Below are 26,217 nucleotides of genomic sequence, written 5' to 3'. Positions count from 1 at the left end.
CGATTCGGGGCTTTTTTTATTTCCATCCTGTAGCAGGTACATAGACTACTTTTTTTGTATCGAAAAACTCTTCTTCAAAGAATTTACTTATATCAGTAATCTGAAAGGATTTTATATTTTTCACCTCTTCAGTAAGATCTCCGCCTTTAAGGTAAAGAAGACCATTATCAAGATCATTAAATCCACCTTTTAAGTATTTGCCTTTTGCCCATTTCCCAATTTCAGCTAGCGTAGTAACGGCGCGGCTAACAACAAAGTCGAATTTTTCGGGAATTTGCTCTGCCCTCGCTTGCCTTGCTGTAACATTAGATAAACCTGCTCCAGAGCTTACTTCTTCTACCACCTTTATCTTTTTCCCAATAGAGTCGACTAGTAAAAAGTCTGTTTCCGGGAAGAATATAGCTAATGGTATTCCTGGAAATCCTCCTCCTGTGCCAATATCAAGAACGGTTGTCTGAGGTTTAAATTGAATGACTTTGGCAATTGCCAAAGAGTGAAGGATATGACGTTCATACAAAAGATCAATGTCTTTACGTGAAATAACATTGATCTTTTGATTCCATTCTTTGTAAAGATCTCCTAACTTTTCAAATTTGGCAATTTGATCCGGAGATAATTCAGGAAAGTATTTTTTAATTAAATCCAAAGTCTAGATAGCGTCTTTTCTGTTTTTTACCAGGTCATAGAGAAGTTCTCGTGCTCTGTGTAATTGGGCCTTTACAGTTCCTAGAGGTGCATCTATTTCGGCTGCAATTTCTTCATAAGAAAGTTCATTGAAATATCTCAGCTTTACCAGTACCTGATACTTTGGTGGTAGTTTCGTTACTATTGTCTGAATGATTTCAACTTTCTCAGATTTGATAGCCTCTTCCTGAGGATTTAGGCTGGCATCTTTTATATCAATGTCAACATTGTCCCCATTGTCATCCTTGAAAGTATTGCTGATACTAAATGTGTCAAGCTTTTTCTTTCGGATAAAATCGATACAATTATTGGTAGCAATCCGGAAAAGCCATGTACTGAATGTAAACTCAGGATTGAATTTTTTCAGATTTTTGAATGCTTTGGCAAATGCTTCAATAGTAAGATCTTCGGCATCGTCAACATTTCTTACCATTTTGAGAATCATATGGTAAACAGGCTTTTTATACCTTTGCATTAATTCTGCGTAGGCTTTTTCATCTCCGTGCTCCTTGGCAAGCTCTATAAGTTGAAAATCTTTTTTAGCCTTTTCTGAAAATTGCTTATTACTTAAATCCATTTAATTTTTCTTGAAAATAAGGCAGATATGCCAACCAAAAGATAATTTAGATAATAAAAGAAATCTAAAATGGGGAACCAATACCATGCTAAGGAATCTTTTAGCTTTCGAGTTATCAACACAAAATTAGAAATTATCAACAAAGTTCTCAAAATAAATACAATTATAATAATTTGATGAATACTTTCAAGATAAACCAACAACAAAAAGCTAGCATAAAATCCCAAATTGGCCATTACGAATGTTCCTAAAATTAGTTTGCTTTTTGGGGTATAAAGTTTTCCTACGGCTAGGTGTCGCAGTTTCTGTTTAAACCATTGTCTGTAAGTGTTTTTTGGTATGGAAATAGTCTGACTACATTTTTTAATTGTGATAGCTGTTTGTGAATATTTTGAAATTTCCTGTACTGTAAGATCATCATCGCCTCCTTGCACACTCCTATATTTATCCAGGGAGTTGGATTGTACAAGAGTATGTTTTCGGTAGGCAAGGTTTCTGCCAACTCCCATATATGTCATCCCGGCTAATGACAGGGAGAAGTATTGCATTGCTGTATAAACGGTTTCATAGCGTATTATTTTATTCAAAAAAGTATTTTCTTTTGAATAAGGGGAATAACCAAGGACCAATGAAATTTCTGAAGTAAAATTTTCAGTCACCGATTTAATCCAGAATTCTGAAGCAGGGAGACAATCGGCATCTGTAAGAAGTATGATTTCACCCTCTGCAAGATTGCTCCCTTGTTTTAAAGCATATTTTTTCCCATTCCAACCGAGCGGCAAAGAATCTATATTTATTAATCTGAACTTTGAATCTTGCAAAAAATGTTTTTCAATAAATTCCTGAGTATCATCTTCAGACCGATCATTAACAAGAATAACTTCAAAATCGGGGTATTTTTGATTTAATAGATTAGGGATAAGTTTGGCTAAGTTCTCTTTTTCGTTTCTGGCACAGATAATTAGGCTTACTTTTACTGTTTCTCCTGACTTTAGATTTTCGGTATAAAACCAAAGCCGGGAAAATACACAAAGTATATAGACAACCTGAATGATCGCGGATATTATAAATAAAACAGTAAGAATCCCCATCAGGCGAAAATTAAAAATTAAAATTAATAAGAATTACGATATTTTTGTGGAATTGAATTAGGAAGAATGGTATTTAAAATACAATCAACAGACAAAAAAAGTAAAGCAAGGACAGGGACAATTCAAACAGACCACGGAGAAATCAAAACTCCTATTTTTATGCCTGTGGGAACTGCCGGAACAGTTAAAAGTATCCACCAAAGAGAACTGGAAAGCGATATTAACGCTCAGATCATATTAGGGAACACATATCATTTATATTTGCGTCCAGGTTTAGATGTTCTGTCTCAGGCTGGAGGTATTCATAAATTCAATGGATGGAACAGACCTATTTTAACAGATAGCGGCGGATATCAAGTGTATTCATTATCTGGCACCAGAAAAATTAAAGAAGAAGGTGTAACTTTTGCTTCTCACATAGACGGGAGCAAACATACCTTTACTCCGGAAAATGTAATGGATATTCAAAGAACCATTGGTGCGGATATCATCATGGCATTTGACGAATGTACACCATATCCTTGTGAATACAAGTATGCAAGGAAGTCTATGGACATGACCCATCGCTGGTTGAAAAGATGTTGCGATAGATTTGATTCTACAAAACCTAATTATGGCTATAATCAGACTTTATTTCCAATTGTTCAAGGAAGTTGCTTCAAAGATCTGAGGCTGGCTTCGGCTGAGAAAATTGCTTCATTTAATCGTGAAGGAAATGCTATAGGTGGATTATCTGTGGGAGAACCTGCTGAGATTATGTACGAAATGACGGAGATCGTTTGTTCAGTCCTTCCTTGGGAAAAACCAAGATATTTAATGGGAGTTGGAACTCCGGCAAATTTACTAGAGTCTATAGCTTTGGGAATTGATATGTTCGACTGTGTTATGCCTACTAGAAATGCCAGAAATGGAATGATTTTTACAACAGAGGGAATTATCAATATAAAAAATGAAAAATGGAAAAGTGACTTTTCAGAAATTGATCCAGGACTGCCTTCTTTCTTAAATAATTATTATACAAAAGCTTATCTAAGACATCTGGTAGCTTCAAAAGAAATTTTAGGTGCCCAGATTGCAACTTTACAAAACCTTACATTTTACCTTTGGTTGATGAACGAAGCCAGAACTAAAATTGAAGAGGGAACATTTTCTGAATGGAAAGACTTGACTGTTAAAAAAATAATGACCAGACTATAAACTGATTTAAAGTGAAAATTATAGACAGATACATCTTAAAAAAGTTTTTAAGTGCTTTCTTTTTTACAGTAATACTTTTAGTGGCGATTATATGTGTGATTGATTTTACTGAGAAAAATGATGACTTCATTAATAGCCATGCACCCTTTCACCTGGTAATGAAGTATTATATGAATTTTGCGCCATACATAGCTAATATGTTGAGCCCGATTACTGTATTTATAGCGACGGTGTTCGTAACAGCAAAGATGGCCTCGCATACTGAAATTATTGCAATTCTGAACGGAGGCATCAGCTTTAGAAGGATGTTGTTACCATACATTATGGGGGCCAGCATGATTGCAGTTTTTATCTTCATTCTTATCGGATGGCTTTTGCCAAGAGCCAATAAGGAAAGGGTTGCTTTTGAAAATGTATATGTAAAAGATCAGTTTTTCTATGAAGGCAGAAATGTGCATCTCAAGATAGCCCCAGAGACCTATGTCTACATGGAAAGTTATAATAACCAGATCAGCACTGGTTATCAGTTTACTTTAGAATCAATTGACGGAAAAAATTTGAAAAGCAAACTGAAAGCGATGAGGATTACTTGGTTGCCTGAAAAGAAAAAGTGGGAACTGGAAAATTACATGATCAGAAAGTTTGTAGATGGCAAGGAATCTATCAGTTTTGGAACCCGCACTGATACTACGATAAACCTCTATCCTAAAGATTTTGAAAGTACTTATTTGCTTCATGAAACATTTACACTACCAGAGCTCAAATCCTATATAAAGGAGCTTAGAGAAAAAGGTGTTGAAAGTGTAGCAGTATATGAAATTGAGATGTATGAACGGTATACATATCCTTTTGCTATCATTATCCTTACGGTAATTGGAGTGGTGGTTTCTGCAAGAAAGACAAGAGAAGGGGCAGGCTTTCAGATTGCATTTGGGTTCCTACTAGCCTTTATCTATATCATATTTGTAATTATGAGCCGAAGTATTGCAAATGCAGGAACCCTCAGTCCTCTGTTGGCTGCGTGGCTTCCTAATTTGGTGTTTGCTTCGATAGGGTTAATAATGTATAAAACACTTCCCAGGTAATTAGAAAGGAAAAGAAAACGTAGTGCAGCCTGATATCGATATATTATGAAGTTGATTTTTGTCGGTAAATATTCCGAACATTGTAGATCCACTTCCGCTCATGCAGGCATATATCGCTCCAGAGGAATACAGTTTTTCCTTGATATCATTTAGCATAGGATAAATTCCGAAAACGGAATCTTCAAAGTCGTTATGTAACTTATCTTTCCATTGTGAAATGTCACCTTGTATAACTTCTTGCACTGGATATCGAGGGAGGATGGGTTTAACTTTACTATAAGCTTCCTTTGTAGAAACTCCAAAAGGGGGAAATATTAATAATCCATAATAACCATCTAAAGACAGATTTACGGGAGAAAATACATTTCCTTTTTCTTTTCCTATTACTGCTTTATTATTCACAAAGAATGGACAGTCACTGCCGATTGGCGCAACTATAGCTTCCATTTCAGTTGTTGAAAGATCAAGTTGAAATAATTCATTGAGAAGCTTGACTGCAAAAGCGGCATCTGAAGAACCTCCACCCAAGCCAGCCCCCATTGGAATTGCCTTGTGAAGATGAATCTTTACTTGACCAATACCATATTTCTTTTGCATTGCTCTGTAAGCCTTTATCACAAGATTGTCTTCTCCGGAAGAACTTTCTATACCAGAATGAGTAAACTCAAACTGATCGGAATGAAGAATTTCAAGGGAATCAAAAATTTTTACAGGATAAAAACATGTTTCAAGATTGTGAAAACCATCAGGTCTTTTGGAAACTATATTTAATCCAAGATTAATTTTGGCATTAGGGAAAGCAATCATTAATTAAATAGAAGCTATTTTTAAGACAAAAATAGAAAAAACGCTTAAAATTCGTTAGACCAAAAAATAACAATGTATCAAAGGATTCTAAAACCTGTTTTTGATGTGACCTTTTCTTTTTTGGCACTAGTGTTTTTTTTACCCTTGTTTTTGTTAATTGCAGCACTGATATTGATATTTAATACTGGCCCCATATTTTATCTTCAAAATCGTGCAGGTTTCAAAGGCCAGTCATTTAAAATCATTAAATTCCGAACTAGGCATAATGTAGCCAATGAGGAAATTCCTGACCTTACATTTATTGGTAAAATTTTAAGAAGGACTAGCCTTGACGAATTGCCGCAATTAATAAATGTCCTTAAGGGAGATATGAGTCTTATTGGTCCTCGTCCCTTGCTGATTGAATATCTACCGCTGTATAATGAGGACCAGGCGAGACGCCACAACGTTAAACCTGGAATTACAGGCTGGGCACAGGTAAATGGAAGAAACGCCATTAACTGGAAAAGAAAATTTGAATTAGATATTTTTTATGTTAATAATTGCTCTTTCTTACTGGATGCGAAAATTACCTATTTAACCGTCGGAAGAATTATTTCCGGACATGGGGTAAACACAGCTTCCGGTGAGTTAGTTGAAAAGTTTAAAGGGAATTGAGATATGCTATTATACGGTGCCGACAGTTTTGCAAAAGTTGTTAAAGAATGTGCTAAAGCCTCTGAAAAGGAAGTTTATTTTATTTTTGACGACTTCAAACGCGATTTGGAATTAGATAATACCCCTATTATCGGACCTTACAATAAAGAGTTCAGCATAAATGAATCTATTCTCATTGCAATAGAAGATAATTTACTGCGTAAAAATTTGGTTCCCAAAATTGTGCATGAATTTGCCTCTGTTATTCATCCTCAAGCTATTATTTCTAAATATGTAAGTCAGGAAGAAGGGACAATTATTTTTCAAGGGGCTATAATTCAGGCGGGAACGACTGTTGGGAAACATTGCATAATCAATATGGGGGCAAAAATTGATTTTGAATGCCAGATTGGTGATTATGTAAATATAGGTCCAGGAGCTATAATTGGAGGTTATGCCAAAATTGAAGAGGGAGCGGCTGTTGGAGCGGGAGCTATTGTATCTCCAAATGTTGAAATAGGTAAATGGGCCGTAATCTCTCCTGGTTCAGTCGTTACCGAAGATGTGCCGGAATATTCCGTAGTCGAAGGTATTCCCGCAAAGGTGGTCAAATTACTTACCAAAACCGTATAAATTGAATTTTTAAGGACTGATTTTATTGGGAAGTATTAACAGTCATTTATGCCAAATCTTCAATAGGACTTTTCCCGTAGATCAAAATACTGTAAATTTAACTAGTCACAATTCAGTATTTTGATCAAAACTTTTCTATGAGAAAGTCCCAACTTCTTTTGATATTCATATCTTTTGTTTCATTTCAGTTTTCATTTTCCTCAGGTATTAAAGAAGAAGACTTTGCAAAGGTTGATAGAGATTATAACAAGGGAGATTACAAGCTTGCGCTTCAAAAAGCAAAAAATATTCTTGCCAAATCCTCAGAAAACCCGAATGACTTCCTGACAGCAGCTCGAATAAATTTTAAAATAGCCAAAGTTTATGATGCGCTTGGCAGATTTGAAGAATATAAGCAGTGTGCAGAGACTGGATCTGCAAATCTGACGAAAGCAGACCAAAAAGATACGGTTTTATATATTCACACTTGCCTTGAAGGAATTTCTGCATTTAGCGAATATGGAGAATACTTAAAAGCTGCAAGCCTTATTGAAAGTGCAAAAAAGCTATTAGAGAACAAAATCAAGCATCCTGACCTCAAGGCGGATATTCAAGAAAGAGAAAGTCTGGTCCTGTTTAAAATGGGATATTACAAGAAAGCAGAGTTGTCTTCAGTTGAATTGGTAAAACTTCGGAAGGATATTCTGGCAAATCCTTTTGGTGTCAAAGCAAAATTGAGCTCGAAAGAAATAAAAGATAAAAAGTCTGATATAGCCAGAGCTGTAAATCTTTTAAGTGAAATAAAAATTAAAAATTCAGATTTTAAGAATGCAGATTCTCTTATTAGTATAAATTTAAAATGGATCTCATCAAACCTAGGTAAGAAGAAGATTGAATATTCGCGAGCTCTGTATTTAAAAGGTTTAATCTATGAAAATAGGGGAGATGCTTCCAGGGCCGGGACCAAATTTGCCAAAGCTTTAAAAAGCTCATACAAAAGCAAAGATGTAAAATATAAAGTCCATAGTAAGCATGCAATTAGCTATTATGAAAAGCTGATTCCCACACTCAGAAAAGCAGGACATTCCAGAAAGGCCAGTAAGCGGGAAAAACAATTAGAAGCTAGAATAAAAAGATTTTATGGCAAAGAAAACTACGCTTTCGTTAGAACTCAGCTTATTGTTGCAGCTAGGATTTTTCGGGAAAAAGATTATCCCAGAGCTCAGGCAAAATTTCAATCTATTCTTAGAGAGAAGATTGTTTTTCCGGAAAATCATATAAAAAGAGCTGGAGTCCTTGAGCTGTTGTATAAATCTCAAATTGAAAATGAAGATTTCCTTGCTGCAGAATCAACTTTAAAGAAGATCTCAGAAATTAATCTGAATGCATATGGAAAAGATGCCCCAAATTATCATATGGGACTGGTGGAAGAGGCTAAATATATTGTTAGCTATGGTGATCAATTCTCAAGAGCAGAAAAGATCTTTGTATCCAGTCTGAATGATGTTTTGGAAAAAGAGGTGCCTCACAATAATCTTCAATACATTGAAGGATTATATAGTCAGGCTAAACTTTATCAATTTAGGGATAAATATGAGAAGGCATTAATTACACTTGACCATGCAAAATCAATAGTAGAAAGAAACTATGGAAATCCTTCCATGCAATATGCGATTTTCCTGGAAAAATATGCGTCCCTACAGCTTTTGCTAGGAAAGTACAATGAAGCAGAAGAGAATATTAATAAATCTCTAGCATTTTTTAATTCGCAAAATAACAATGACAAAAATATAGACTATACACATAGTCTTGAAACACTTTCAAAGTTCTACACTGTACAAGGCAAACTCCGTGAAGCGGAGAAGACTTTGAAAAAAGCAATAAAGATTACTAAGAATGCGAATGAAAATGAAAAAGTATCTACCATCTCAGATGAACTTACAAACTTAAATATTCTTATAGGGAACTATGCTGCAACGGAGAAATCCCTATTAGAGATTATTAAGATACGTGAAGGGAAATTCGGGGTAAAACACCGAAGTCTTATCAATCCTCTGAGCCAGCTGGGTAACCTTTACCTGATTACTGGAGATTATAATAAAGCAGAAAAATTAGTAAGAAGAGCATATAAAATCAGTGAAGAAATTTTTGGAACAAACTCAGTCATTCATGCTGAAAATATCAAATTGCTGTTGAAAATTTATACTGCAATTGGTGATTATGATAAAGCTGAGGAAGCAGGAAACAATGCACTTGCAATCCAGATAGTCTGTTACGGTAAAAATCACTTACAGGTCGCCTCAACTTTGAACGACCTTGCTATGGTGAAGTTTTATAACAACCCACATGATCCTGAAGCAGAAAAATTATTCACTGAAGCAATTTCTATAATCAATACTTGTCTAGGGAACAATAATTTGAATTATGCAGAAGTGTTGAAAAACTTGTCAATGTTTTACATTGAAAATGGGAAAAATCAATCAGCCGAAGAATTTCTTAGCAATGCTAATAAAATCTGGATTTCAAAGCTGGGAAGTGTAAATATCCATTCTGCAGAGGCCGCATTTACTAGAGGTATATACTTCTCAAAAGAAGAGAAATTTTCAGATGCCAAAGAATCCTTTGCGAACAGTAAGAATCTCTATGGGAAAATTTTTGATAGTGAACATCCGGATTATATCAAAGCTCTCAGTAAAGAAGGACAGATGGCGTTCATTTTAAATGATTACAAAGCAGCAGTTAAATGCCTTGACGAAACCACTCTTGCTGATTTAAAATTTATCAAAAAGTATTTCCCTTCACTAAGTGATAGAGAGAAAAATAAATTTTGGAACCTGATCAAAGATGACTTTGAATTTTATAACACACTTGCAATAAAATTCTCAAAGGAAAATCCCGAGTTGCTTCAAAACGTCTACAACTTTAATCTTAAAACAAAAGCAATTTTATTAAATTCATCAATTAAAGTAAAAGAAAGAATTCTTAGCAGCAACAATCAGGAGTTAATAAAAAAATATGAAAGTTGGATAGAAAAGAAAGAATTTCTGACATCAGCTTTATCTATGAATGTAGAGCAACAGAAGGAGAATAATATAGATGTAAAGCTTTTAGAAAAAGAAATAGAAATTCTTGAAAAAGACTTAAGTGAAAAGTCTGAATCCTTCCAGGTGAATTACGAAAAGTCGGATGTAGATTGGAAACAGGTTAAAAGCCTTTTGAAGCCTAATGAATATGCTGTAGAAGTAATAAGATTCAGATACTTCGAAAAAGACTTTTCTGATTCAGTACTTTATGCTGGCCTTATTGTCAATGAGAATTCAAAGTTACCAGAGTTGATTCTAATACCTAATGGCAATGACCTGGAGAATAAATATCTCAACTATTATAGAAATTGTATCAAGCTTAATGTAGAGGATCAATTCTCTTTTGAAAAATTTTGGAAGCCTTTTAATAACTCCATAAAACAAAATTCCACAGTTTACCTTTCTGGTGATGGTGTCTATAACCAGATAAACCTGGAAACAATTTGTGCTCCTGATAAAACTTATTTATTAAATCAGTACGACATTGTTCTTGTCAGCAATACAAAGGATCTGATAAGAGTTAATAAAATCAAGTCGGAGAAAAAGAATGTTACCGCTACGGAGTTGGTGAACAAGATAAGGTTATTTGGTAATCCAACGTATTATGAAGACACTAATGACTCAAAGACTAAAGATTCTTTATATTTTAAGACATCACTAAGTTTAGCAGATGGTAAAAAGATACCCCAACTTCCAGGAGCAGAAGGAGAGATAAAACACTTAAGTGAATTGCTTATCAAAAGCGGATGGGAAACGGAAACTTATTTGAATAATGAAGCCACAGAAGAAAATCTCAAAGCAATAAAAGATCCCAAAGTATTCCATATTGCAACTCATGGATTTTTCATGGAGGACATGGAGAAAGGATATCACGACGGATTTACAGACAAGAACTTACAAAATCCTTTATTGAGGTCAGGTTTATTGCTAAAAAATGGCGGGGTACTACTTGCAAAAGATAATATATATAAATTGAATTCAGAGGATGGTATTTTAACTGCCTATGAAGCAATGAATTTATATCTCGATCATACAGATTTAGTGGTATTGAGTGCCTGCGAAACAGGCGTAGGTAAGATACAGTTAGGCGAAGGAGTATGTGGTTTGCAAAGAGCCTTTTTGATTGCCGGAGCAAATTCAGTAATAATGAGTTTATTTAAAGTTTCAGATGAAGTGACAAAGGACCTTATGACTGCATTTTATGATAGATGGATCACTACAGGATCTAAAAGAAAATCATTTTTGGAAGCTAAGAGATTAATTAAAGAGAAATATAAGGATCCGATCTATTGGGGAGCTTTTATTATGGTGGGAGCAGAATAAAAAAATAAATTTTCTCTTATGATCAAGATAGTTTTTTGTTATAAAATGCTTATAAATAAATAGTTATGCTTTTTTTAGAAGTTTAATAACAATTTTTTCAAAAAAATATAAAATATAGTTTTTGCAAAAGATTCTAATTTCCGTATCTTTGCCCTTCCAAAAAAAATAAGGGATTTAATTCTTTTTAAGTAAATGCCTACTATACAACAATTAGTAAGAAAAGGTAGAGAGAAACTGACCTCTAAATCTAAATCTCCCGCGCTGGATTCGTGTCCACAAAGAAGGGGAGTATGTACAAGGGTATACACCACCACTCCTAAAAAGCCGAACTCTGCAATGAGAAAGGTTGCCAGGGTAAGGTTGACTAACGGAAAGGAAGTTAACGCTTATATTCCGGGAGAAGGTCATAACCTACAAGAGCACTCGATAGTGCTAATCAGAGGCGGAAGAGTAAAAGACTTGCCGGGAGTAAGATACCATATTGTAAGAGGTGCCCTTGATACCGCAGGTGTAAATGGAAGATTACAATCAAGATCAAAATACGGTGCTAAAAGACCTAAGCCAGGTGCTGCTGCTAAAACCCCTGCTGCAAAAGGTAAAAAGAAATAATACGTTATGAGAAAGGCTAAACCTAAAAAGAGATACCTTCTGCCTGATCCTAAGTTCAGGGATACATTGGTGACTAAATTTGTAAACTCTTTGATGTATGATGGAAAGAAAAGTATCGCATATGATATTTTTTATTCTGCATGCGACTTAGTAGAAAACAGAACCAAAGAAAACGGGCTTGAAGTCTGGAGAAAAGCGTTAAATAATGTAAGTCCTCATGTTGAAGTAAAGAGCCGTCGTGTTGGTGGTGCTACTTTCCAGGTTCCTACTGAAGTAAGACCAGAAAGAAAAGCGGCGCTGGGTATGAAATGGCTTATTCAGTATGCAAGAGGCAGAGGTGAAAAAACTATGACTGAGCGTCTGGCAGGCGAAATCATCGCTGCGTCTAAAGGTGAGGGAGCTGCTGTGAAGAAGAAAGACGATACTCACAGAATGGCTGAGGCGAACAGAGCATTTTCACATTTCAGAATATAATTTTCTATAGAAATTAAATGGCACGCGATTTAAAATATACAAGAAATATAGGTATTGCTGCGCACATTGATGCTGGAAAAACCACAACAACTGAGCGTATACTTTACTATTCAGGAGTGAGCCACAAAATAGGGGAGGTTCACGATGGTGCGGCTACTATGGACTGGATGGCACAGGAGCAGGAGAGAGGTATTACAATTACATCTGCTGCAACTACAGTTAACTGGAACTATAGAAACGAAAAATATCATGTAAATATTATTGATACGCCGGGTCACGTGGATTTTACTGTTGAAGTAAACCGTTCCCTACGTGTATTGGATGGTCTTGTTTTCTTATTTAGCGCTGTAGACGGTGTTGAGCCGCAATCAGAAACGAACTGGAGACTTGCAAACAACTATAATGTTGCTCGTTTAGGTTTCGTAAATAAAATGGATAGAGCTGGTGCTGATTTCTTAAATGTTTGCAAACAAGTTAAGGAAATTCTTGGCAGCCATGCTGTAGCTCTTCAGCTACCAATTGGATCTGAGGACAATTTTAGAGGTGTTGTGGATCTTGTAAACTTCCGCGGAATTGAGTGGAATGAGCATGATAAAGGTATGACTTTCAAAGAAGTACCTATCCCTGCAGATATGATGGATGAGGCTGTAGAGTATAGAGAAAAATTACTTGAAGCTGTTGCTGAATTTGATGATAAGATCATGGAGAAATATTTCGATGATCCTAACTCTATCACTGAAGCAGAAATTCTTACCGCCCTTAGAAAGGCAGTTATTGCAATGAAAGTGGTTCCAATGCTTTGTGGTTCTTCCTTTAAGAATAAAGGAGTTCAAACAATGTTGGATTATGTTATGGCCTTGCTTCCTTCTCCTTTAGATAAAGAAAATATCAAAGGAACAGATCCAGATTCAGGAAATGAAATTTCCCGCAAGCCAGATGAAAAAGAACCATTTGCAGCACTAGCATTTAAAATTGCTACTGACCCTTATGTTGGTCGTCTTTGTTTCATCAGAGCATATTCTGGAGTACTAGAGTCAGGATCTTATGTATTTAACTCTAGATCTGAAAGTAAGGAGCGTATTTCTCGTGTATTCCAAATGCACGCAAATAAGCAAAATCAAATAGAACGTTTAGGTGCAGGTGATATCGGAGCTGTAGTTGGATTTAAAGATATCAAGACAGGAGATACTCTTTGTGATGAGAAAGCGAAAATCGTTCTAGAATCAATGACCTTCCCTGACCCTGTTATCGGATATGCTATTGAGCCAAAAACTCAAGCAGATGTTGATAAAATGGGTATGGCTATAGCTAAACTCGTAGAAGAAGATCCTACTTTACATGTTTCTACAGACCAAGAAACTGGTCAGACGATCCTTAGAGGAATGGGAGAACTTCACCTGGAGATTATCATCGACAGGATGAGAAGAGAGTTTAAAGTTGAGATCAACCAAGGCGCGCCTCAGGTTGCTTACAAAGAAGCTCTTACTAAAAACTTTGAACACAGAGAGGTTTACAAGAAACAAACTGGAGGTAAAGGTAAATTTGCCGACATTAATTTTGAACTTGGACCTAGATTGGATGATAAAACAGGTCTTGACTTTGCTAACGAAATTGTTGGTGGTGTTATTCCAAGAGAATTTATTGCTCCGATACAAAAAGGCTTTAACGATGCCATGAAAAATGGTCCTTTAGCAGGTTATCCGATTGAGGCAATGAGAGTTAGATTATTCCATGGTTCTTTCCATGATGTCGATTCCGATGCACTATCATTTGAACTTGCTGCGAGAGGTGGTTTCAGAGAAGCTGCTAGACAGGCAGGGCCTAAATTGATGGAACCAATCATGAGTGTTGAAGTAATTTGCCCTGATGAATACATGGGATCTATCACTGGAGACTTGAACAGAAGAAGAGGACTTATGAAAGGGATGGATACTAAAGCAGGTGGTCAAGTTATCAAAGCTGATGTTCCATTAAGTGAACTATTCGGGTACATAACAGACTTAAGAACACTTTCTTCAGGTCGTGCAACAGCAACATTGACATTCTCTCATTATGAATTTGTTCCTAGTAACTTAGCAGATTCAATTATAGCAAAAGTAAAAGGAGCAGCAGTAACGAAATAATTTTATGAATCAGAAGATAAGAATTAAATTAAAATCTTACGATCACAATTTGGTAGATAAATCATCTGAAAAAATTGTGAAGGCAGTAAAAGCAACTGGAGCGGTTGTAAGCGGACCAATTCCTCTTCCAACAGAAAAAGAAATTTTTACTGTTTTGAGATCTCCACACGTGAGCAAGAAGTCTCGTGAGCAGTTTCAACTTTGCACTTACAAAAGACTTGTTGATATTTATTCAACTAGCACAAAAACTGTAGATGCTTTGATGAAATTAGAATTGCCAAGCGGAGTTGATGTTGAGATCAAAGTCTGATTTGATATAGAAGGTACTACAAAAAGGACCAATAATAACAATATTGGTCTTTTTTTTCCCCTCCAATACCCATTTTTAAAAATATTGTTCAAAACAAATTTGCTGGGAATTTAAATTTTGTTAACTTTGCAGTCCGTTTTTAGAAATACTAAGAAGTTAACGGAAAGAGTCCTTAGATTAAGAAATAAAGCGACAAGAAAATGTCAGGGATTATAGGTAAAAAAATAGGCATGACAAGCATCTTCCAAGATGGTAAATCAATCGGAGTTACCTTGGTGGAAGCAGGACCTTGTGTGGTAACTCAGGTTAAAACTATCGAAAAAGATGGTTACACTGCAGTTCAATTAGCATATGGAGATAAAAAGGAAAAAAATACTCCAGCTGCTTTGTTAGGACATTTTAAAAAAGCAGGAGCTACGCCTAAAAGTAAATTAGTTGAGTTTAAAGAATTTGAAAAGGCTTTAAATCTAGGAGATTCAATAGCAGTTGCAGATGTTTTCGTTGAAGGAGACTTTGTTGATGCCATTGGAACATCAAAAGGTAAAGGTTTTCAAGGTGTTGTTAAACGTCACGGCTTTTCAGGAGTTGGAGGGCAAACTCACGGTCAGCATAACAGACAGAGACACCCAGGTTCTGTAGGTGCATGTTCTTTCCCTTCTAGAGTATTTAAAGGTATGAGAATGGCAGGTAGAACAGGAGGAGATAGAGTAAAAATTCAAAACCTTAGAATAGAAAAAATTTATCCGGAGAAAAACCTTCTATTGGTTAGTGGTTCAATTCCCGGCGCTAAAAATTCATTCGTAATTCTGGAGAAATAACAATGGAACTTTCTGTAGTAAATAATAAAGGAAAAGATACTGGTAGAAAAGTTGTTTTATCAGATGATATATTCGCAACTGAGATCAATGATCACGCAATATATTTAGATGTTAAGCAATTTCTGGCAAATCAACGTCAAGGAACGCATAAGGCAAAAGAAAGAGCCGAAGTAGCATTCTCAACAAAAAAGCTGAAAAAGCAAAAAGGTACTGGAGGAGCAAGAGCGGGAAGTAGAAAATCTCCTGTATTTGTCGGAGGAGGTACGATATTCGGACCAAGACCAAGAGATTACAGATTTAAGCTGAATAAAAAGCTAAAAACTCTTGCTAGAAGATCTGCATTGACTTACAAAGCTAAATCAAATAATATTTCTGTATTAGAAAACTTATCTTTTGATAAACCTAAAACTAAAGTATACATTGACCTACTAAAAAATCTTAGCTTAAACGATAAGAAAACACTTTTAGTTCTTGGGGACGCAAACAAGAATGTATTTTTGTCAAGCAGAAATTTGAAAAATGCTAAAGTTATAACTTTTGATCAATTGAAAACATTCGATGTTCTAAAAGCTGATAAAGTTGTGCTTGCAGAAGGTTCAGTTGCAAAATTAGAAGAATTACTGGGTTAATATGAAAAATATTTTAATTAAACCCCTTGTAACTGAAAAAGTTACAGTCCTTAATGAAAAGGGAAAATATGGGTTTGTTGTAGATAAATCTGCTAATAAGATCCAGATTAAGCAGGCTGTTGAGAAACAGTACGGTGTTAATGTTGAAGAAGTTAAAACATTGATCGCACCTGGAAAGAAGAAAACTAGATATACCAAAGCTGGAATAATGGCTGGTAAAACTTCTTCTTATAAAAAGGCAATTATTAAAGTTGCTGAAGGTGAAATTATTGATTTTTACGGAGGACTATAGAATTTAATCAAGATGGCTGTTAAAAAATTCAGACCCATAACTCCAGGAACTAGATTTAAAGTCGGTTCTACTTTCGATGAGATTACATCAGATGTTCCTGAAAAATCCCTTTTAGCTTCGGTTAAAAGAAGTGGAGGTAGAAATAACTCCGGAAAGATGACCATGAGATATATTGGAGGTGGTCATAAGAAACAATATCGTATTATAGATTTTAAAAGGGATAAAAATAATATTCCAGCTACTGTAAAGTCTATTGAGTACGATCCAAATAGAAGCGCAAGAATAGCACTACTTTATTATGCTGACGGAGAAAAGAGATATATTCTTGCTCCAGATGGATTAAAAGTTGGCACAAAGGTAGTTTCAGGTAAAGGAATAGCACCAGAAATAGGAAATAGTTTAGCTCTTTCAGATATACCATTAGGTACCATTATACATAATGTGGAGCTTAAAAAGGGTAAAGGAGGAGCATTAGCGAGAAGTGCAGGTACTTATGCTCAATTAGTTGCTAGAGATGGAAAATACGCAACAGTAAAACTTCCATCTGGCGAAATGAGATTAGTTCTTGCTGATTGTGTAGCAACAGTTGGATCGGTTTCTAACCAGGATCACATGAACCTTACAGCAGGTAAGGCAGGTAGATCAAGATGGTTGGGGGTTAGACCTAGAACTAGAGGTGTTGCAATGAACCCTGTTGATCACCCTATGGGAGGTGGTGAAGGTAGAGCTTCAGGAGGTCATCCAAGATCAAGAAAAGGACTTTTAGCTAAAGGCAAAAAGACTAGAAATAATAATAAATATTCCAAGGATCTAATTGTTTCAAGGAGAAAATAAAGGCTAAACGATGGGACGTTCTCTAAAAAAAGGGCCATATATTGATTTTCGTCTGGATAAGAAAGTTCAGACTATGAATGAATCAGGAAAAAAATCAGTTATCAAAACTTGGTCTCGTAGATCAATGATTTCTCCTGATTTTGTAGGCCATACATTTGCAGTACATAACGGTAATAAATTTATTCCTGTGTATGTAACAGAAAATATGGTAGGACACAAGCTGGGTGAATTTGCACCTACTCGTAACTTTAGAGGTCACACAGCTAAAAAAGACAAAGGTAAAAAATAATTATGGAAGCAGCTGTTAAACAAAGAAGATCTGTAGTTAAAAAGAAAAAGAAAGAAGCGGCTTTAAAAGCTTCTTTTGATGGATCTGTAGTTGCGAAACTACGCAATGTTCCAACATCTCCAAGAAAGATGAGATTAGTTGCTGACTTAGTTAGAGGTATTAAAGCAAACGCCGCTTTAGCTTTGCTAAAATATCAGCCTCAGTCTGGTGCTAAGAAAATAGAGAAATTATTATTATCAGCTATATCTGACTGGCAAATCAAATATCCTAATGAAAGACTTGAAGATGCTGATCTAGTAGTAAAGGATATATTTGTTGATGGTGGAAGAATACTTAAAAGATTACGTCCCGCGCCACAAGGAAGAGCTCATAGAGTTAGAAAAAGATCTAACCATATAACACTAGTATTAGCTAGCCTTAACGGAGTTGCTGCTCCAGCAACAGAAGTTAAGAAAGAAGAGACTAAGTCAAAATCTGTTGAAGGAGAAAAGAAAGAGGCGAAGGCAAAATCTCCGAAAGCTAAGACTGCAGCAAAAACAGAAGTTAAAAAAGCTACCAAAAAATCCGAAAAGTAATATACAATGGGACAAAAAGTAAACCCTACTGGCTTTAGATTAGGAATCGTAAAAGGATGGGATTCTAATTGGTATGGAGGAAAAACCTTCTCTGATAAATTGGTTGAAGACGAAAAAATCAGAAAATATGTTTTTGCCAGAATTCCAAAAGGTGGTATTGCTAAAATCATCATCGAAAGAACTCTTAAAAGAATTACTCTAACAATAAATACAGCTCGTCCAGGTGTTGTCATTGGTAAAGGTGGTGCTGAAGTAGACAAGATTAAAGAGGAACTAAAGAAAGTTACTGGTAAAGACGTTCAGATTAATATTTTTGAAATAAAAAGACCAGAGCTTGATGCTAAACTTGTGGGTGAATCAATAGCTCAGCAGTTGCAAGCTAGAATTTCTTATAGAAGAGCTATGAAACAAGCGATAGCTTCAACTATGAGAGTAGGTGCACAAGGTATTAAGATAAAGTTAGGTGGACGTTTAGGTGGTGCTGAAATGGCTCGTAATGAGCAATATAAAGAAGGTAGAATCCCACTTCATACGTTAAGAGCTGATATTGATTATGCTGTTTCTGAAGCATTGACAGTATATGGAAAGATCGGTATTAAAGTATGGATTTTCAAAGGTGAAGTTTTTGGAAAAAGGGATTTGTCTCCTAATGTAGGTCTTGCTAGTACATCCGCAAGTGCCCCTGCAGAAGGTGGAGCTCCACAAAATAGAGGTGGAAAGAAAAAGTCCGAAGGCGGACCAAAAAGAAAAAGAAAATAACAAGAGGTTTTTACTGCAATAGTAAAGAGTTGGTTAGGCAACTGTAAAAGTTTAAAAGAATGTTACAGCCAAAAAGAACAAAATTTAGGAAGCAACAAAAGGGTAGAAACAGAGGGATTGCGACAAGAGGTTTTAGTATAGAATTTGGATCTTTCGCTATCAAGGCTCTGGAGCCTGGTATGATAACCAGCCGTCAGTTAGAGGCTGCTCGTATTGCTATGACTAGAGCAATGAAAAGAGAAGGACAAGTTTGGATCAGAATTTTTCCAGACAAGCCAATAACTAAGAAGCCTGCTGAGGTTCGTATGGGTAAAGGTAAAGGAGCTCCTGAATATTGGGTGGCTGTGATTAAGCCAGGAACGATTCTTTTCGAATCAACAGGTATTTCGAAAGAAACTGCAATGGAGTCACTAAGACTTGCAGCACAAAAATTACCAGTAAAAACTAAATTTGTTGTTCGTCCAGATTACGAAGGTTAATTCAATGAAAACTTCTGATATAAAATCTCTAAACGCTGCTGATTTAAAGAGTAGAATCTCTGCAGAGCAAGAGGCTCTTGCAAAATTAAAATTTGCACATGCTATTTCTCCAATTGAAAATCCTATGAAGATTAGGGAGGCAAAAAAAGTAATAGCTCGTCTTCAGACAGCTTTGAGTGAAAAGGTTAAATCCAAATCCTAATCTTTAGATTATTATGGAGCAAAGAAATTTTAGAAAAGAGAGAATTGGTAAAGTCGTTAGTAATAAAATGACAAAATCAATTACAGTAGCTGTAGAAAGAAAAGTTAAGCATGCTAAATATGGTAAGTTTCTTAACAAGACTACCAAATTTATGGCTCATGACGAAAAAAATGAATGTGGTATCGGTGATACCGTAAAGATCATGGAAACTCGTCCGCTGAGCAAATTAAAAAGATGGAGATTAGTTGAAATTATTGAAAAGGCGAAATAACCATGATACAGCAGGAATCAAGATTAAATGTAGCTGATAATAGCGGAGCTAAAGAGGTTTTAGTTATTAGAGTTTTAGGTGGAACAAAGAAGAAATATGCTTCCATCGGGGATAAAGTAGTAGTAACTGTGAAGCATGCGCTTTCGTCTAGCAATTTAAAAAAAGGAACAGTTTCTAAAGCTGTTATAGTTAGAACGAAGAAAGAAGTGAGAAGAGTTGATGGTTCTTATATAAGATTCTCAGATAATGCAGTTGTTTTACTAAACAACAATGATGAGCCAAGAGGAACTCGTATCTTCGGGCCTGTGGCAAGAGAACTTAGAGAGAAACAGTTTATGAAGATTGTATCACTTGCTCCTGAAGTATTATAATATTATGGCAACTACAAATAAAAAATTACATATAAAAGCAGGTGATACTGTAAAAGTTATTGCTGGCGATTTTCGTGGTAAAACAGGAACAGTTAAAGGTGTTGATGTTGCGGGCAATAAGGCTATAGTTGAAGGCCTTAACATGGTAACAAAGCACACAAAGCCAACTGCTACGAATCCAAATGGAGGAATCGTAAAAAAAGAGGCTCCTATTCATGTAAGTAACCTAATGGTTGTAGATTCTAAAGGAACCGCTTCAAGAATAGGCAGAAAATTAGATTCAAAAGGTAAGCTTCAGAGATATTCAAAGAAAACTGGAGACATAATAAAGTAAGGATATGGCTATTCCAAGATTAAAGGATAAATACAACAAAGAGATTGTTGCTCAGTTAAGAAGCAAATTTCAGTATAAATCTCAGATGCAGGTTCCAAAATTAACAAAGATTGTTGTTAATAAAGGAATGGGAGCTGCTGTTTCAGATAAGAAAATTGTTGATGTTGGAGTTGAGGAGTTAACAATAATTACTGGTCAGAAAGCCCTAGCTACTAAATCCAAAAAAGCTATCTCTAATTTTAAGTTAAGAGAAAATATGCCAATTGGAGCAAAAGTTACTCTACGTGGAGATAGAATGTATGAATTCATGGATAGACTTATGTCAATTGCTTTACCTAGGGTTCGTGACTTCAGAGGGATTAGTGATAAAGGGTTCGATGGCAAAGGGAATTATACATTAGGAGTTAAAGAGCAAATTATATTCCCAGAGATTAGTATTGACAAAGTAAGCAAAATTTCAGGTATGGATATTACTTTTGTTACTACAGCAAATACAGACGAAGAAAGTCTAGAGTTATTAAAATCATTCGGCCTACCTTTCGCAGGACAGAAAAAATAATTGAAATGGCAAAAGAATCAGTAAAAGCTAGAGAGAGAAAGAGAATCAAACTCGTAGCTAAATACGCTAAAAAAAGAGAAGAACTTAAAGCTAATGGTGATTTCTTAGGTCTAGATAAATTACCTAGAAATTCTTCCAAAGTAAGATTACATAATAGATGTAAATTAACTGGTAGACCAAGAGGCTATATGAGAAAGTTTGGTATCTCAAGGGTCACATTCAGGGAAATGGCATCTGCCGGTAAAATTCCAGGAGTAACTAAAGCAAGCTGGTAATTTTTTAATAAAGATTTTCTTTTTCAAAAAATCTTCTTAAATTTGCAGCCCTGATTCGGGGCTTTTAATTTTAATATATAAAGAAAAGTTTAAAATGGATCCTATCGCAGATTATTTAACAAGATTGAGAAACGCTATTAAAGCGAATCATAGGATAGTTGAGGTTCCTGCTTCAAATATAAAGAAAGAGATAACCAAGGTACTTTTTGACAAAGGTTATATCCAGAATTATAAATTTGAGGACGATGATAAGCAAGGAAAAATAAAAATCGCCTTGAAATATAACCCTCTAACTAAACAATCTGCAATTGTTAAAATAGAGAGAATTAGTTCTCCAGGATTAAGAAAGTATTCTAAATCAGCTACTTTGCCTAGAGTTTTAAATGGCTTAGGTATTGCAATTTTGTCTACTTCTAAAGGGGTAATTACCGATAAAGAAGCTAGAGAATTAAATATTGGTGGTGAAGTACTTTGTTATATTTATTAATATTATAAAAAAATAATATGTCAAGGATTGGAAAAAAACCAATTGCAATACCTGCTAAGGTTGAAGTAAAAGTTGGTTCTGGAAATTTGGTAGAAATTAAAGGTCCGAAAGGGACTTTAGTTCAAGCTGTTGACTTAGATATTAAAGTATCTGTAGATGGATCCAATTTGAATGTTGAAAGACCTACAGATCAAAAGAGACATAAAGCTCTACATGGCTTGTATAGATCATTGCTTAGTAACATGGTACTTGGAGTCAGTGAAGGTTATAAAATAGATCTGGAATTAGTTGGGGTAGGTTATAAAGCTACTTCTACTGGTTCAGTATTAGAGTTAAGCTTAGGATATTCCCACAATATATTTGTTGCTTTACCTAAAGAAGTTGCAGTAAAAACTTTAACTGAAAAAGGTAAAAATCCTATAGTAACCTTGGAATCAATTGATAAACAATTGATAGGACAAGTGGCTGCAAAAATTCGTTCACTGAGAAAAGTTGAACCATACAAAGGTAAGGGTATCAGATTTGTTAACGAAATTGTTAGACGTAAAGCTGGTAAAACTGCTGCTAAATAATAAATTGTTTTAAGATGGCTACTAAAAAAGATTTAAGAAGACTGAGGATAAAGAGAAGTATCAGAAAGAAAATTTCTGGTACAGGGGTTAAGCCAAGACTCTCAGTTTTTAGAAGCAATACAGGTATATACGCTCAAATTATAGATGATATAGCAGGAAAAACAATTATCAGTGCATCTTCTGTAGAGCTAAAATCCCAAAAAGGAACTAAATCAGAACTCTCAAAAAGTGTTGGTTTAAAGATTGCTGAGAAAGCAAAAAGTAATGGTATTTCAGAAGTAGTATTTGATAGAGGTGGATATCTTTATCATGGTAGAGTCAAAGCTTTAGCTGAAGGAGCTAGAGAGGGAGGCCTTAAATTCTAATCGATATGTCTCAGGTAAATATTAGATCAGTAAAAGCTAGCGAAATTGACCTTAAAGAAAAGGTAGTAGCTATTCAAAGAGTTGCAAAAGTTGTTAAGGGAGGTCGTAGATTTAGTTTCTCTGCAATTGTTGTAGTTGGAGATGGACATGGTGTTGTTGGGTATGGCTTAGGCAAAGCTAATGAAGTAACAGATGCTATAACAAAAGGTATAGATGATGCAAAAAAGAATCTTATCAAGGTTCCAGTTCTAAAAGGTACTGTGCCGCATCCAATACATGGAAAATATAGTGGAGGTTTTGTATTCTTAAAACCTGCTGCTCCTGGTACTGGTGTAATTGCGGGTGGTGCAATGAGAGCGGTTCTTGAAAGCGCTGGCGTAAAAGACGTATTAGCTAAATCTAAAGGCTCATCAAATCCTCATAACGTTGTTAAAGCTACTTTTGATGCGTTATTAAGAATGAGAGCTCCCCATGTTGTTGCTCAACAAAGAGGTGTTACATTGGCAAAAGTATTTACCGGTAAGTAAAATGGCTAAGATTAAAATAACTCAAGTTAGAAGTACTATAGATCGTCCAATCGATCAAAAGCTTACTATTAAAGCTTTAGGACTTGGTAAAATCAATAAGAGTGTTGAGGTAGAGTCAACTCCTCAAATTCAAGGAATGGTTAAAAAAGTAAATCACTTGGTAACTGTTAGCAAAATCTAATTATGAACTTAAGTAATTTGACTCCTGCAAAAGGGTCCGTTAAAAATAGAAAAAGAATAGGTAGAGGTACTGGATCTGGACGTGGTGGAACTTCAACGAGAGGTCACAAAGGAGCTAAATCAAGATCGGGATACTCTAAAAAGTCAGGTTTTGAAGGTGGACAAATGCCACTTCAAAGAAGAATACCGAAGTTTGGATTTAATAATCCAGACAAAGTGGTTTTCAAACCAATAAATCTTGATATTATTAATAATCTTGCTTCTGAAAAGAAGCTGTCATTAGTTGATGACAAGGTTCTTTTAGAGAATGGATTAGTATCTAAATCTGATAAAATCAAAGTTTTAGGAAGAGGAGAGCTAAAAACTAAATTGGAGGTTAAAGCTCATTCTTTTTCTGAATCAGCTGTAAAGGCAATTGAAAATGCAGGTGGTAAAGCAATAAAAATTGCATAATGAAAAAGTTTATCCAAACCATTAAGAATATATTTTCAATAGAAGACCTAAGAATCAGAATTCTGAATACTATAGGTTTTCTTTTGATTTTTCGTCTAGGATCTTATGTAGTCCTTCCTGGTGTCGATCCTGCTTCTATAGAAAGAGGATCTAATAAGGACAACATTTTGGGATTGTTGGATACCTTGGTTGGAGGTGCATTCAGCAATGTCTCTATTTTTGGTTTGGGTATCATGCCATACATTTCAGCGAGTATAGTTTTGCAACTTTTAACATTTGCTGTTCCTTATTTTCAAAAGTTGCAAAAAGAGGGAGAATCTGGAAGAAAGAAAATCAACCAAATTACAAGGGTACTTACCATATTCATAACCTTGGCTCAATCTGTTGGATATCTAGCAGCTACAGTAAATCAAGAAATGTTATTTCCTGGAGTTGATAGAGCATTCTTTACAATAAGTGCTATGCTTATTCTTACTGCGGGTACAATGTTTTGTATGTGGCTTGGTGAGAAAATTACTGATAAGGGTATTGGAAACGGTATATCTATGTTAATTATGGTAGGTATTATTTCTAGATTCCCTCAAGCTATTGTAATTGAAGGTGCTGCGAAAGGAATGAAGGGCGCCTTGCCTTTTATAATTGAACTGGGTGTTTTATTCTTTATTATAATGGGAGTTGTAATGCTGACTCAAGCGACACGAAAAATTCCTGTTCAATATGCGAAACAAGTAATTGGAAATAAAGTTTACGGTGGGCAAAGACAATATATCCCATTAAAAGTAATAGCTGCTGGTGTTATGCCAATTATCTTTGCACAATCAATTATGTTTTTGCCAGCAATGATAGCATCAATGTTCTCTGATACCAGTGATTTTGCAGGATCTATTGGAGCTACGTTTTCAGATTTTACAAGCTGGCAATATAATCTAACGTTTGCTATACTAATCATTTTGTTTACATTCTTCTATACTGCACTTTCGGTTAATCCTAATCAGATAGCAGATGATATGAAAAGAAATGGAGGTTTTATTCCTGGAGTTAAACCAGGAAAACAAACTTCGGACTATATTGATGATGTTTTATCTAGAATAACGTTACCAGGAGCTGTATTTTTAGCAACCCTCGCAATATTACCAGCGATTGCACATGTTGCTGGTGTAACTAGAGAGTTTTCATATTTCTTTGGAGGTACATCACTTTTGATAATGGTAGGAGTTGTGTTAGATACACTTCAACAAATTGAAAGTTATCTTCTTATGAGACATTATGAAGGTATGATGCAATCTGGAAGAATTAAAGGAAGGTCAGAAAATGTTGCGATTTCTTCTTCTAACTAATGATTTATTATAAAACTGAAGAAGAAATTGATCTAATTAAAAAGAGTGGAGATCTTTTAGGTCAAGTGCATGGTGAAATTGCAAAGGCTGTCAAGATTGGAGTAACAACTCAGGTATTAGATGAAATAGCATTTAATTTTATAAAAAAAAATGGAGGAATTCCTTCATTTAAAGGATATAATGGATTTCCTTACACATTATGTATCTCTGTCAATGAGCAAGTTGTACATGGATTTCCTAGCGATTATATATTAAAAGACGGTGATGTTATCTCTGTTGATTGTGGGGTAAATTTGAATGGATATCATAGTGATAGTGCTTATACGTATGGTGTCGGAAATGTTGCTGAAGAAGTTAAACAATTATTAGAATTTACTAAGCAATCATTATATTTAGGTATTGAAGAAGCTATTGTTGGTAAAAGGACTGGTGATATCGGTTTTTCAATACAAAATTTCGTTGAGGCTAAGGGGTATTCGGTTGTAAGGGAATTAGTTGGTCATGGGGTAGGCAAGAAATTACATGAAAGTCCAGAAGTACCTAATTATGGAAAAAGAGGTAAAGGGGTAAAGTTAGAGGAAGGAATGGTTATTGCCATTGAACCAATGATTAATTTAGGGAAAAAGGAGATCGTTCAGGAAGAGGATGGTTGGACTATTAGAACGAAGGATAGAAAACCATCAGCTCATTTTGAACATACTGTTGCCATTAGAAAAGGAAAAGCAGAAATACTAACTACATTTAAATACATAGAAGAAGTAATATAATGGCAAAACAGTCCTCTATAGAGCAAGATGGAACAATAGTAGAAGCATTGTCTAATGCTATGTTTAAAGTAGAGTTGGAAAATGGACATCAAGTTATAGCTCATATTTCTGGTAAAATGAGAATGAATTACATTAAAATTTTGCCAGGAGATAAAATACGTTTGGAAATGTCTCCATACGATCTATCAAAAGGAAGAATTGTATATAGATATAAATAGGTTTTAGCGAAGA

Annotated in this window: 36 protein-coding genes; 32 read left to right on the top strand and 4 right to left on the bottom strand. The window is 35.2% G+C overall.

Annotation, left to right across the window (positions count from 1 at the left end):
• Positions 1-16 precede the first annotated feature (16 nt).
• Genes rsmG through J7604_RS05560 form a run of 3 tightly spaced genes read right to left on the bottom strand, consistent with a single transcriptional unit; the run spans position 17 to position 2,352 of the window.
• Complete coding sequence (gene rsmG / locus J7604_RS05570) at positions 17-646, bottom strand: 16S rRNA (guanine(527)-N(7))-methyltransferase RsmG (RefSeq protein WP_293892324.1); 630 nt, start codon at positions 644-646, stop codon at positions 17-19.
• Positions 647-649: 3 nt separating this feature from the next.
• On the bottom strand, positions 650-1,261 hold the full coding sequence (locus J7604_RS05565; protein WP_028981529.1) for a sigma-70 family RNA polymerase sigma factor: 612 nt from the start codon (positions 1,259-1,261) through the stop codon (positions 650-652).
• Positions 1,252-2,352, bottom strand: a complete 1,101-nt coding sequence (locus tag J7604_RS05560) for a glycosyltransferase (RefSeq protein ID WP_293892319.1) — start codon at positions 2,350-2,352, stop codon at positions 1,252-1,254. The genes J7604_RS05565 and J7604_RS05560 overlap by 10 nt, the downstream gene beginning before the upstream one ends.
• A gap of 66 nt (positions 2,353-2,418) precedes the next feature.
• Between J7604_RS05560 and tgt the strand changes: the two genes are divergently transcribed.
• Both tgt and J7604_RS05550 read left to right on the top strand, forming a co-directional pair.
• The gene (tgt, locus tag J7604_RS05555) at positions 2,419-3,549 is read left to right on the top strand and encodes a tRNA guanosine(34) transglycosylase Tgt (protein ID WP_293892316.1); all 1,131 of its coding nucleotides are present in this window, start codon (positions 2,419-2,421) and stop codon (positions 3,547-3,549) included.
• Between the two features lie 11 nt (positions 3,550-3,560).
• Positions 3,561-4,634: an LptF/LptG family permease gene (locus J7604_RS05550; RefSeq protein WP_293892313.1), complete on the top strand. Its 1,074-nt coding sequence runs from the start codon at positions 3,561-3,563 to the stop codon at positions 4,632-4,634.
• On the opposite strand, the gene ispE is transcribed toward J7604_RS05550, so the two are convergent.
• Complete coding sequence (ispE, locus tag J7604_RS05545) at positions 4,635-5,441, bottom strand: 4-(cytidine 5'-diphospho)-2-C-methyl-D-erythritol kinase (protein WP_293892310.1); 807 nt, start codon at positions 5,439-5,441, stop codon at positions 4,635-4,637. It lies immediately after the preceding gene.
• Positions 5,442-5,513: 72 nt separating this feature from the next.
• Between ispE and J7604_RS05540 the strand changes: the two genes are divergently transcribed.
• From J7604_RS05540 to infA, 30 genes are all read left to right on the top strand, one after another.
• Entirely contained in the window at positions 5,514-6,098 is a 585-nt protein-coding gene (locus J7604_RS05540) for a sugar transferase (protein WP_293892307.1), read from the top strand.
• 3 nt (positions 6,099-6,101) lie between these two features.
• Positions 6,102-6,710, top strand: a complete 609-nt coding sequence (locus J7604_RS05535; protein WP_293892303.1) for an acetyltransferase — start codon at positions 6,102-6,104, stop codon at positions 6,708-6,710.
• Between the two features lie 137 nt (positions 6,711-6,847).
• Positions 6,848-11,095, top strand: coding sequence for a CHAT domain-containing protein (locus J7604_RS05530; protein WP_293892300.1), 4,248 nt, complete (start codon positions 6,848-6,850; stop codon positions 11,093-11,095).
• A gap of 192 nt (positions 11,096-11,287) precedes the next feature.
• Positions 11,288-11,704, top strand: coding sequence for a 30S ribosomal protein S12 (rpsL, locus tag J7604_RS05525; protein WP_028981536.1), 417 nt, complete (start codon positions 11,288-11,290; stop codon positions 11,702-11,704).
• A 6-nt stretch (positions 11,705-11,710) separates the two neighbouring features.
• Complete coding sequence (gene rpsG, locus J7604_RS05520) at positions 11,711-12,178, top strand: 30S ribosomal protein S7 (RefSeq protein ID WP_028981537.1); 468 nt, start codon at positions 11,711-11,713, stop codon at positions 12,176-12,178.
• Positions 12,179-12,195: 17 nt separating this feature from the next.
• Complete coding sequence (fusA, locus tag J7604_RS05515) at positions 12,196-14,301, top strand: elongation factor G (protein ID WP_293892293.1); 2,106 nt, start codon at positions 12,196-12,198, stop codon at positions 14,299-14,301.
• Positions 14,302-14,305: 4 nt separating this feature from the next.
• A complete protein-coding gene (gene rpsJ, locus J7604_RS05510; RefSeq protein ID WP_028981539.1) occupies positions 14,306-14,611 on the top strand; it encodes a 30S ribosomal protein S10 in 306 nt (101 codons plus the stop codon).
• Positions 14,612-14,811: 200 nt separating this feature from the next.
• Positions 14,812-15,429 carry a 50S ribosomal protein L3 gene (rplC, locus tag J7604_RS05505; protein ID WP_028981540.1) on the top strand — a complete coding sequence of 206 codons (618 nt, stop codon included), beginning with the start codon at positions 14,812-14,814 and terminating at the stop codon, positions 15,427-15,429.
• Positions 15,430-15,431: 2 nt separating this feature from the next.
• The gene (rplD, locus tag J7604_RS05500; protein WP_293892286.1) at positions 15,432-16,058 is read left to right on the top strand and encodes a 50S ribosomal protein L4; all 627 of its coding nucleotides are present in this window, start codon (positions 15,432-15,434) and stop codon (positions 16,056-16,058) included.
• 1 nt (position 16,059) lies between these two features.
• The gene (rplW, locus tag J7604_RS05495; RefSeq protein ID WP_028981542.1) at positions 16,060-16,350 is read left to right on the top strand and encodes a 50S ribosomal protein L23; all 291 of its coding nucleotides are present in this window, start codon (positions 16,060-16,062) and stop codon (positions 16,348-16,350) included.
• 12 nt (positions 16,351-16,362) lie between these two features.
• A complete protein-coding gene (gene rplB, locus J7604_RS05490) occupies positions 16,363-17,184 on the top strand; it encodes a 50S ribosomal protein L2 (protein WP_293892281.1) in 822 nt (273 codons plus the stop codon).
• Positions 17,185-17,194: 10 nt separating this feature from the next.
• Positions 17,195-17,473 carry a 30S ribosomal protein S19 gene (gene rpsS, locus J7604_RS05485; RefSeq protein ID WP_028981544.1) on the top strand — a complete coding sequence of 93 codons (279 nt, stop codon included), beginning with the start codon at positions 17,195-17,197 and terminating at the stop codon, positions 17,471-17,473.
• 2 nt (positions 17,474-17,475) lie between these two features.
• Complete coding sequence (gene rplV / locus J7604_RS05480) at positions 17,476-18,048, top strand: 50S ribosomal protein L22 (RefSeq protein WP_293892277.1); 573 nt, start codon at positions 17,476-17,478, stop codon at positions 18,046-18,048.
• Between the two features lie 6 nt (positions 18,049-18,054).
• A complete protein-coding gene (gene rpsC / locus J7604_RS05475; RefSeq protein WP_293892274.1) occupies positions 18,055-18,807 on the top strand; it encodes a 30S ribosomal protein S3 in 753 nt (250 codons plus the stop codon).
• Positions 18,808-18,866: 59 nt separating this feature from the next.
• Complete coding sequence (gene rplP / locus J7604_RS05470) at positions 18,867-19,286, top strand: 50S ribosomal protein L16 (RefSeq protein WP_028981547.1); 420 nt, start codon at positions 18,867-18,869, stop codon at positions 19,284-19,286.
• Positions 19,287-19,290: 4 nt separating this feature from the next.
• On the top strand, positions 19,291-19,488 hold the full coding sequence (gene rpmC, locus J7604_RS05465; protein ID WP_028981548.1) for a 50S ribosomal protein L29: 198 nt from the start codon (positions 19,291-19,293) through the stop codon (positions 19,486-19,488).
• Positions 19,489-19,501: 13 nt separating this feature from the next.
• Positions 19,502-19,759, top strand: coding sequence for a 30S ribosomal protein S17 (rpsQ, locus tag J7604_RS05460; RefSeq protein WP_293892268.1), 258 nt, complete (start codon positions 19,502-19,504; stop codon positions 19,757-19,759).
• Positions 19,760-19,761: 2 nt separating this feature from the next.
• A complete protein-coding gene (rplN, locus tag J7604_RS05455; RefSeq protein WP_028981550.1) occupies positions 19,762-20,130 on the top strand; it encodes a 50S ribosomal protein L14 in 369 nt (122 codons plus the stop codon).
• A 4-nt stretch (positions 20,131-20,134) separates the two neighbouring features.
• Positions 20,135-20,464 carry a 50S ribosomal protein L24 gene (gene rplX, locus J7604_RS05450; protein ID WP_028981551.1) on the top strand — a complete coding sequence of 110 codons (330 nt, stop codon included), beginning with the start codon at positions 20,135-20,137 and terminating at the stop codon, positions 20,462-20,464.
• 4 nt (positions 20,465-20,468) lie between these two features.
• Positions 20,469-21,023, top strand: a complete 555-nt coding sequence (gene rplE / locus J7604_RS05445; RefSeq protein ID WP_293892261.1) for a 50S ribosomal protein L5 — start codon at positions 20,469-20,471, stop codon at positions 21,021-21,023.
• Positions 21,024-21,028: 5 nt separating this feature from the next.
• Entirely contained in the window at positions 21,029-21,298 is a 270-nt protein-coding gene (rpsN, locus tag J7604_RS05440; RefSeq protein ID WP_028981553.1) for a 30S ribosomal protein S14, read from the top strand.
• A gap of 94 nt (positions 21,299-21,392) precedes the next feature.
• Positions 21,393-21,785 carry a 30S ribosomal protein S8 gene (gene rpsH / locus J7604_RS05435; protein WP_293892255.1) on the top strand — a complete coding sequence of 131 codons (393 nt, stop codon included), beginning with the start codon at positions 21,393-21,395 and terminating at the stop codon, positions 21,783-21,785.
• A gap of 17 nt (positions 21,786-21,802) precedes the next feature.
• Positions 21,803-22,357, top strand: a complete 555-nt coding sequence (rplF, locus tag J7604_RS05430) for a 50S ribosomal protein L6 (protein WP_293892252.1) — start codon at positions 21,803-21,805, stop codon at positions 22,355-22,357.
• Positions 22,358-22,371: 14 nt separating this feature from the next.
• The gene (gene rplR, locus J7604_RS05425; RefSeq protein WP_028981556.1) at positions 22,372-22,722 is read left to right on the top strand and encodes a 50S ribosomal protein L18; all 351 of its coding nucleotides are present in this window, start codon (positions 22,372-22,374) and stop codon (positions 22,720-22,722) included.
• Between the two features lie 5 nt (positions 22,723-22,727).
• Positions 22,728-23,249 carry a 30S ribosomal protein S5 gene (rpsE, locus tag J7604_RS05420; RefSeq protein WP_028981557.1) on the top strand — a complete coding sequence of 174 codons (522 nt, stop codon included), beginning with the start codon at positions 22,728-22,730 and terminating at the stop codon, positions 23,247-23,249.
• 1 nt (position 23,250) lies between these two features.
• Positions 23,251-23,430 (top strand): 50S ribosomal protein L30, encoded by a 180-nt coding sequence (gene rpmD, locus J7604_RS05415; protein WP_028981558.1) that lies wholly within the window; start codon positions 23,251-23,253, stop codon positions 23,428-23,430.
• Between the two features lie 2 nt (positions 23,431-23,432).
• A complete protein-coding gene (gene rplO / locus J7604_RS05410) occupies positions 23,433-23,882 on the top strand; it encodes a 50S ribosomal protein L15 (RefSeq protein WP_293892244.1) in 450 nt (149 codons plus the stop codon).
• The gene (gene secY / locus J7604_RS05405; RefSeq protein WP_293892241.1) at positions 23,882-25,219 is read left to right on the top strand and encodes a preprotein translocase subunit SecY; all 1,338 of its coding nucleotides are present in this window, start codon (positions 23,882-23,884) and stop codon (positions 25,217-25,219) included. The genes rplO and secY overlap by 1 nt, the downstream gene beginning before the upstream one ends.
• Positions 25,219-25,986, top strand: coding sequence for a type I methionyl aminopeptidase (gene map, locus J7604_RS05400; RefSeq protein WP_293892238.1), 768 nt, complete (start codon positions 25,219-25,221; stop codon positions 25,984-25,986). The genes secY and map overlap by 1 nt, the downstream gene beginning before the upstream one ends.
• Complete coding sequence (gene infA, locus J7604_RS05395; RefSeq protein WP_028981562.1) at positions 25,986-26,204, top strand: translation initiation factor IF-1; 219 nt, start codon at positions 25,986-25,988, stop codon at positions 26,202-26,204. Before map ends, infA begins: the two co-directional genes overlap by 1 nt.
• Positions 26,205-26,217 lie beyond the last annotated feature (13 nt).

It is taken from the genome of Sporocytophaga sp. (genome assembly GCF_017745095.1).
GTDB lineage: Bacteria > Bacteroidota > Bacteroidia > Cytophagales > Cytophagaceae > Sporocytophaga.
The sequence above is the reverse complement of the archived record's forward strand: the minus strand, read 5'-3'. Positions and strand labels throughout refer to the sequence as shown.

Excerpts from the sequence above, each read along its gene's own strand:
- J7604_RS05565 (WP_028981529.1), bottom strand. The coding sequence starts at position 1,261 with ATGGATTTAAGTAATAAGCAATTTTCAGAAAAGGCTAAAAAAGATTTT.
- J7604_RS05560 (WP_293892319.1), bottom strand. The coding sequence starts at position 2,352 with ATGGGGATTCTTACTGTTTTATTTATAATATCCGCGATCATTCAGGTT.
- tgt (WP_293892316.1), top strand. The coding sequence starts at position 2,419 with ATGGTATTTAAAATACAATCAACAGACAAAAAAAGTAAAGCAAGGACA.
- ispE (WP_293892310.1), bottom strand. The coding sequence starts at position 5,441 with ATGATTGCTTTCCCTAATGCCAAAATTAATCTTGGATTAAATATAGTT.
- J7604_RS05540 (WP_293892307.1), top strand. The coding sequence starts at position 5,514 with ATGTATCAAAGGATTCTAAAACCTGTTTTTGATGTGACCTTTTCTTTT.
- J7604_RS05535 (WP_293892303.1), top strand. The coding sequence starts at position 6,102 with ATGCTATTATACGGTGCCGACAGTTTTGCAAAAGTTGTTAAAGAATGT.
- J7604_RS05530 (WP_293892300.1), top strand. The coding sequence starts at position 6,848 with ATGAGAAAGTCCCAACTTCTTTTGATATTCATATCTTTTGTTTCATTT.
- rpsL (WP_028981536.1), top strand. The coding sequence starts at position 11,288 with ATGCCTACTATACAACAATTAGTAAGAAAAGGTAGAGAGAAACTGACC.
- rpsG (WP_028981537.1), top strand. The coding sequence starts at position 11,711 with ATGAGAAAGGCTAAACCTAAAAAGAGATACCTTCTGCCTGATCCTAAG.
- fusA (WP_293892293.1), top strand. The coding sequence starts at position 12,196 with ATGGCACGCGATTTAAAATATACAAGAAATATAGGTATTGCTGCGCAC.
- rpsJ (WP_028981539.1), top strand. The coding sequence starts at position 14,306 with ATGAATCAGAAGATAAGAATTAAATTAAAATCTTACGATCACAATTTG.
- rplC (WP_028981540.1), top strand. The coding sequence starts at position 14,812 with ATGTCAGGGATTATAGGTAAAAAAATAGGCATGACAAGCATCTTCCAA.
- rplD (WP_293892286.1), top strand. The coding sequence starts at position 15,432 with ATGGAACTTTCTGTAGTAAATAATAAAGGAAAAGATACTGGTAGAAAA.
- rplW (WP_028981542.1), top strand. The coding sequence starts at position 16,060 with ATGAAAAATATTTTAATTAAACCCCTTGTAACTGAAAAAGTTACAGTC.
- rplB (WP_293892281.1), top strand. The coding sequence starts at position 16,363 with ATGGCTGTTAAAAAATTCAGACCCATAACTCCAGGAACTAGATTTAAA.
- rpsS (WP_028981544.1), top strand. The coding sequence starts at position 17,195 with ATGGGACGTTCTCTAAAAAAAGGGCCATATATTGATTTTCGTCTGGAT.
- rplV (WP_293892277.1), top strand. The coding sequence starts at position 17,476 with ATGGAAGCAGCTGTTAAACAAAGAAGATCTGTAGTTAAAAAGAAAAAG.
- rpsC (WP_293892274.1), top strand. The coding sequence starts at position 18,055 with ATGGGACAAAAAGTAAACCCTACTGGCTTTAGATTAGGAATCGTAAAA.
- rplP (WP_028981547.1), top strand. The coding sequence starts at position 18,867 with ATGTTACAGCCAAAAAGAACAAAATTTAGGAAGCAACAAAAGGGTAGA.
- rpmC (WP_028981548.1), top strand. The coding sequence starts at position 19,291 with ATGAAAACTTCTGATATAAAATCTCTAAACGCTGCTGATTTAAAGAGT.
- rpsQ (WP_293892268.1), top strand. The coding sequence starts at position 19,502 with ATGGAGCAAAGAAATTTTAGAAAAGAGAGAATTGGTAAAGTCGTTAGT.
- rplN (WP_028981550.1), top strand. The coding sequence starts at position 19,762 with ATGATACAGCAGGAATCAAGATTAAATGTAGCTGATAATAGCGGAGCT.
- rplX (WP_028981551.1), top strand. The coding sequence starts at position 20,135 with ATGGCAACTACAAATAAAAAATTACATATAAAAGCAGGTGATACTGTA.
- rplE (WP_293892261.1), top strand. The coding sequence starts at position 20,469 with ATGGCTATTCCAAGATTAAAGGATAAATACAACAAAGAGATTGTTGCT.
- rpsN (WP_028981553.1), top strand. The coding sequence starts at position 21,029 with ATGGCAAAAGAATCAGTAAAAGCTAGAGAGAGAAAGAGAATCAAACTC.
- rpsH (WP_293892255.1), top strand. The coding sequence starts at position 21,393 with ATGGATCCTATCGCAGATTATTTAACAAGATTGAGAAACGCTATTAAA.
- rplF (WP_293892252.1), top strand. The coding sequence starts at position 21,803 with ATGTCAAGGATTGGAAAAAAACCAATTGCAATACCTGCTAAGGTTGAA.
- rplR (WP_028981556.1), top strand. The coding sequence starts at position 22,372 with ATGGCTACTAAAAAAGATTTAAGAAGACTGAGGATAAAGAGAAGTATC.
- rpsE (WP_028981557.1), top strand. The coding sequence starts at position 22,728 with ATGTCTCAGGTAAATATTAGATCAGTAAAAGCTAGCGAAATTGACCTT.
- rpmD (WP_028981558.1), top strand. The coding sequence starts at position 23,251 with ATGGCTAAGATTAAAATAACTCAAGTTAGAAGTACTATAGATCGTCCA.
- rplO (WP_293892244.1), top strand. The coding sequence starts at position 23,433 with ATGAACTTAAGTAATTTGACTCCTGCAAAAGGGTCCGTTAAAAATAGA.
- secY (WP_293892241.1), top strand. The coding sequence starts at position 23,882 with ATGAAAAAGTTTATCCAAACCATTAAGAATATATTTTCAATAGAAGAC.
- map (WP_293892238.1), top strand. The coding sequence starts at position 25,219 with ATGATTTATTATAAAACTGAAGAAGAAATTGATCTAATTAAAAAGAGT.
- infA (WP_028981562.1), top strand. The coding sequence starts at position 25,986 with ATGGCAAAACAGTCCTCTATAGAGCAAGATGGAACAATAGTAGAAGCA.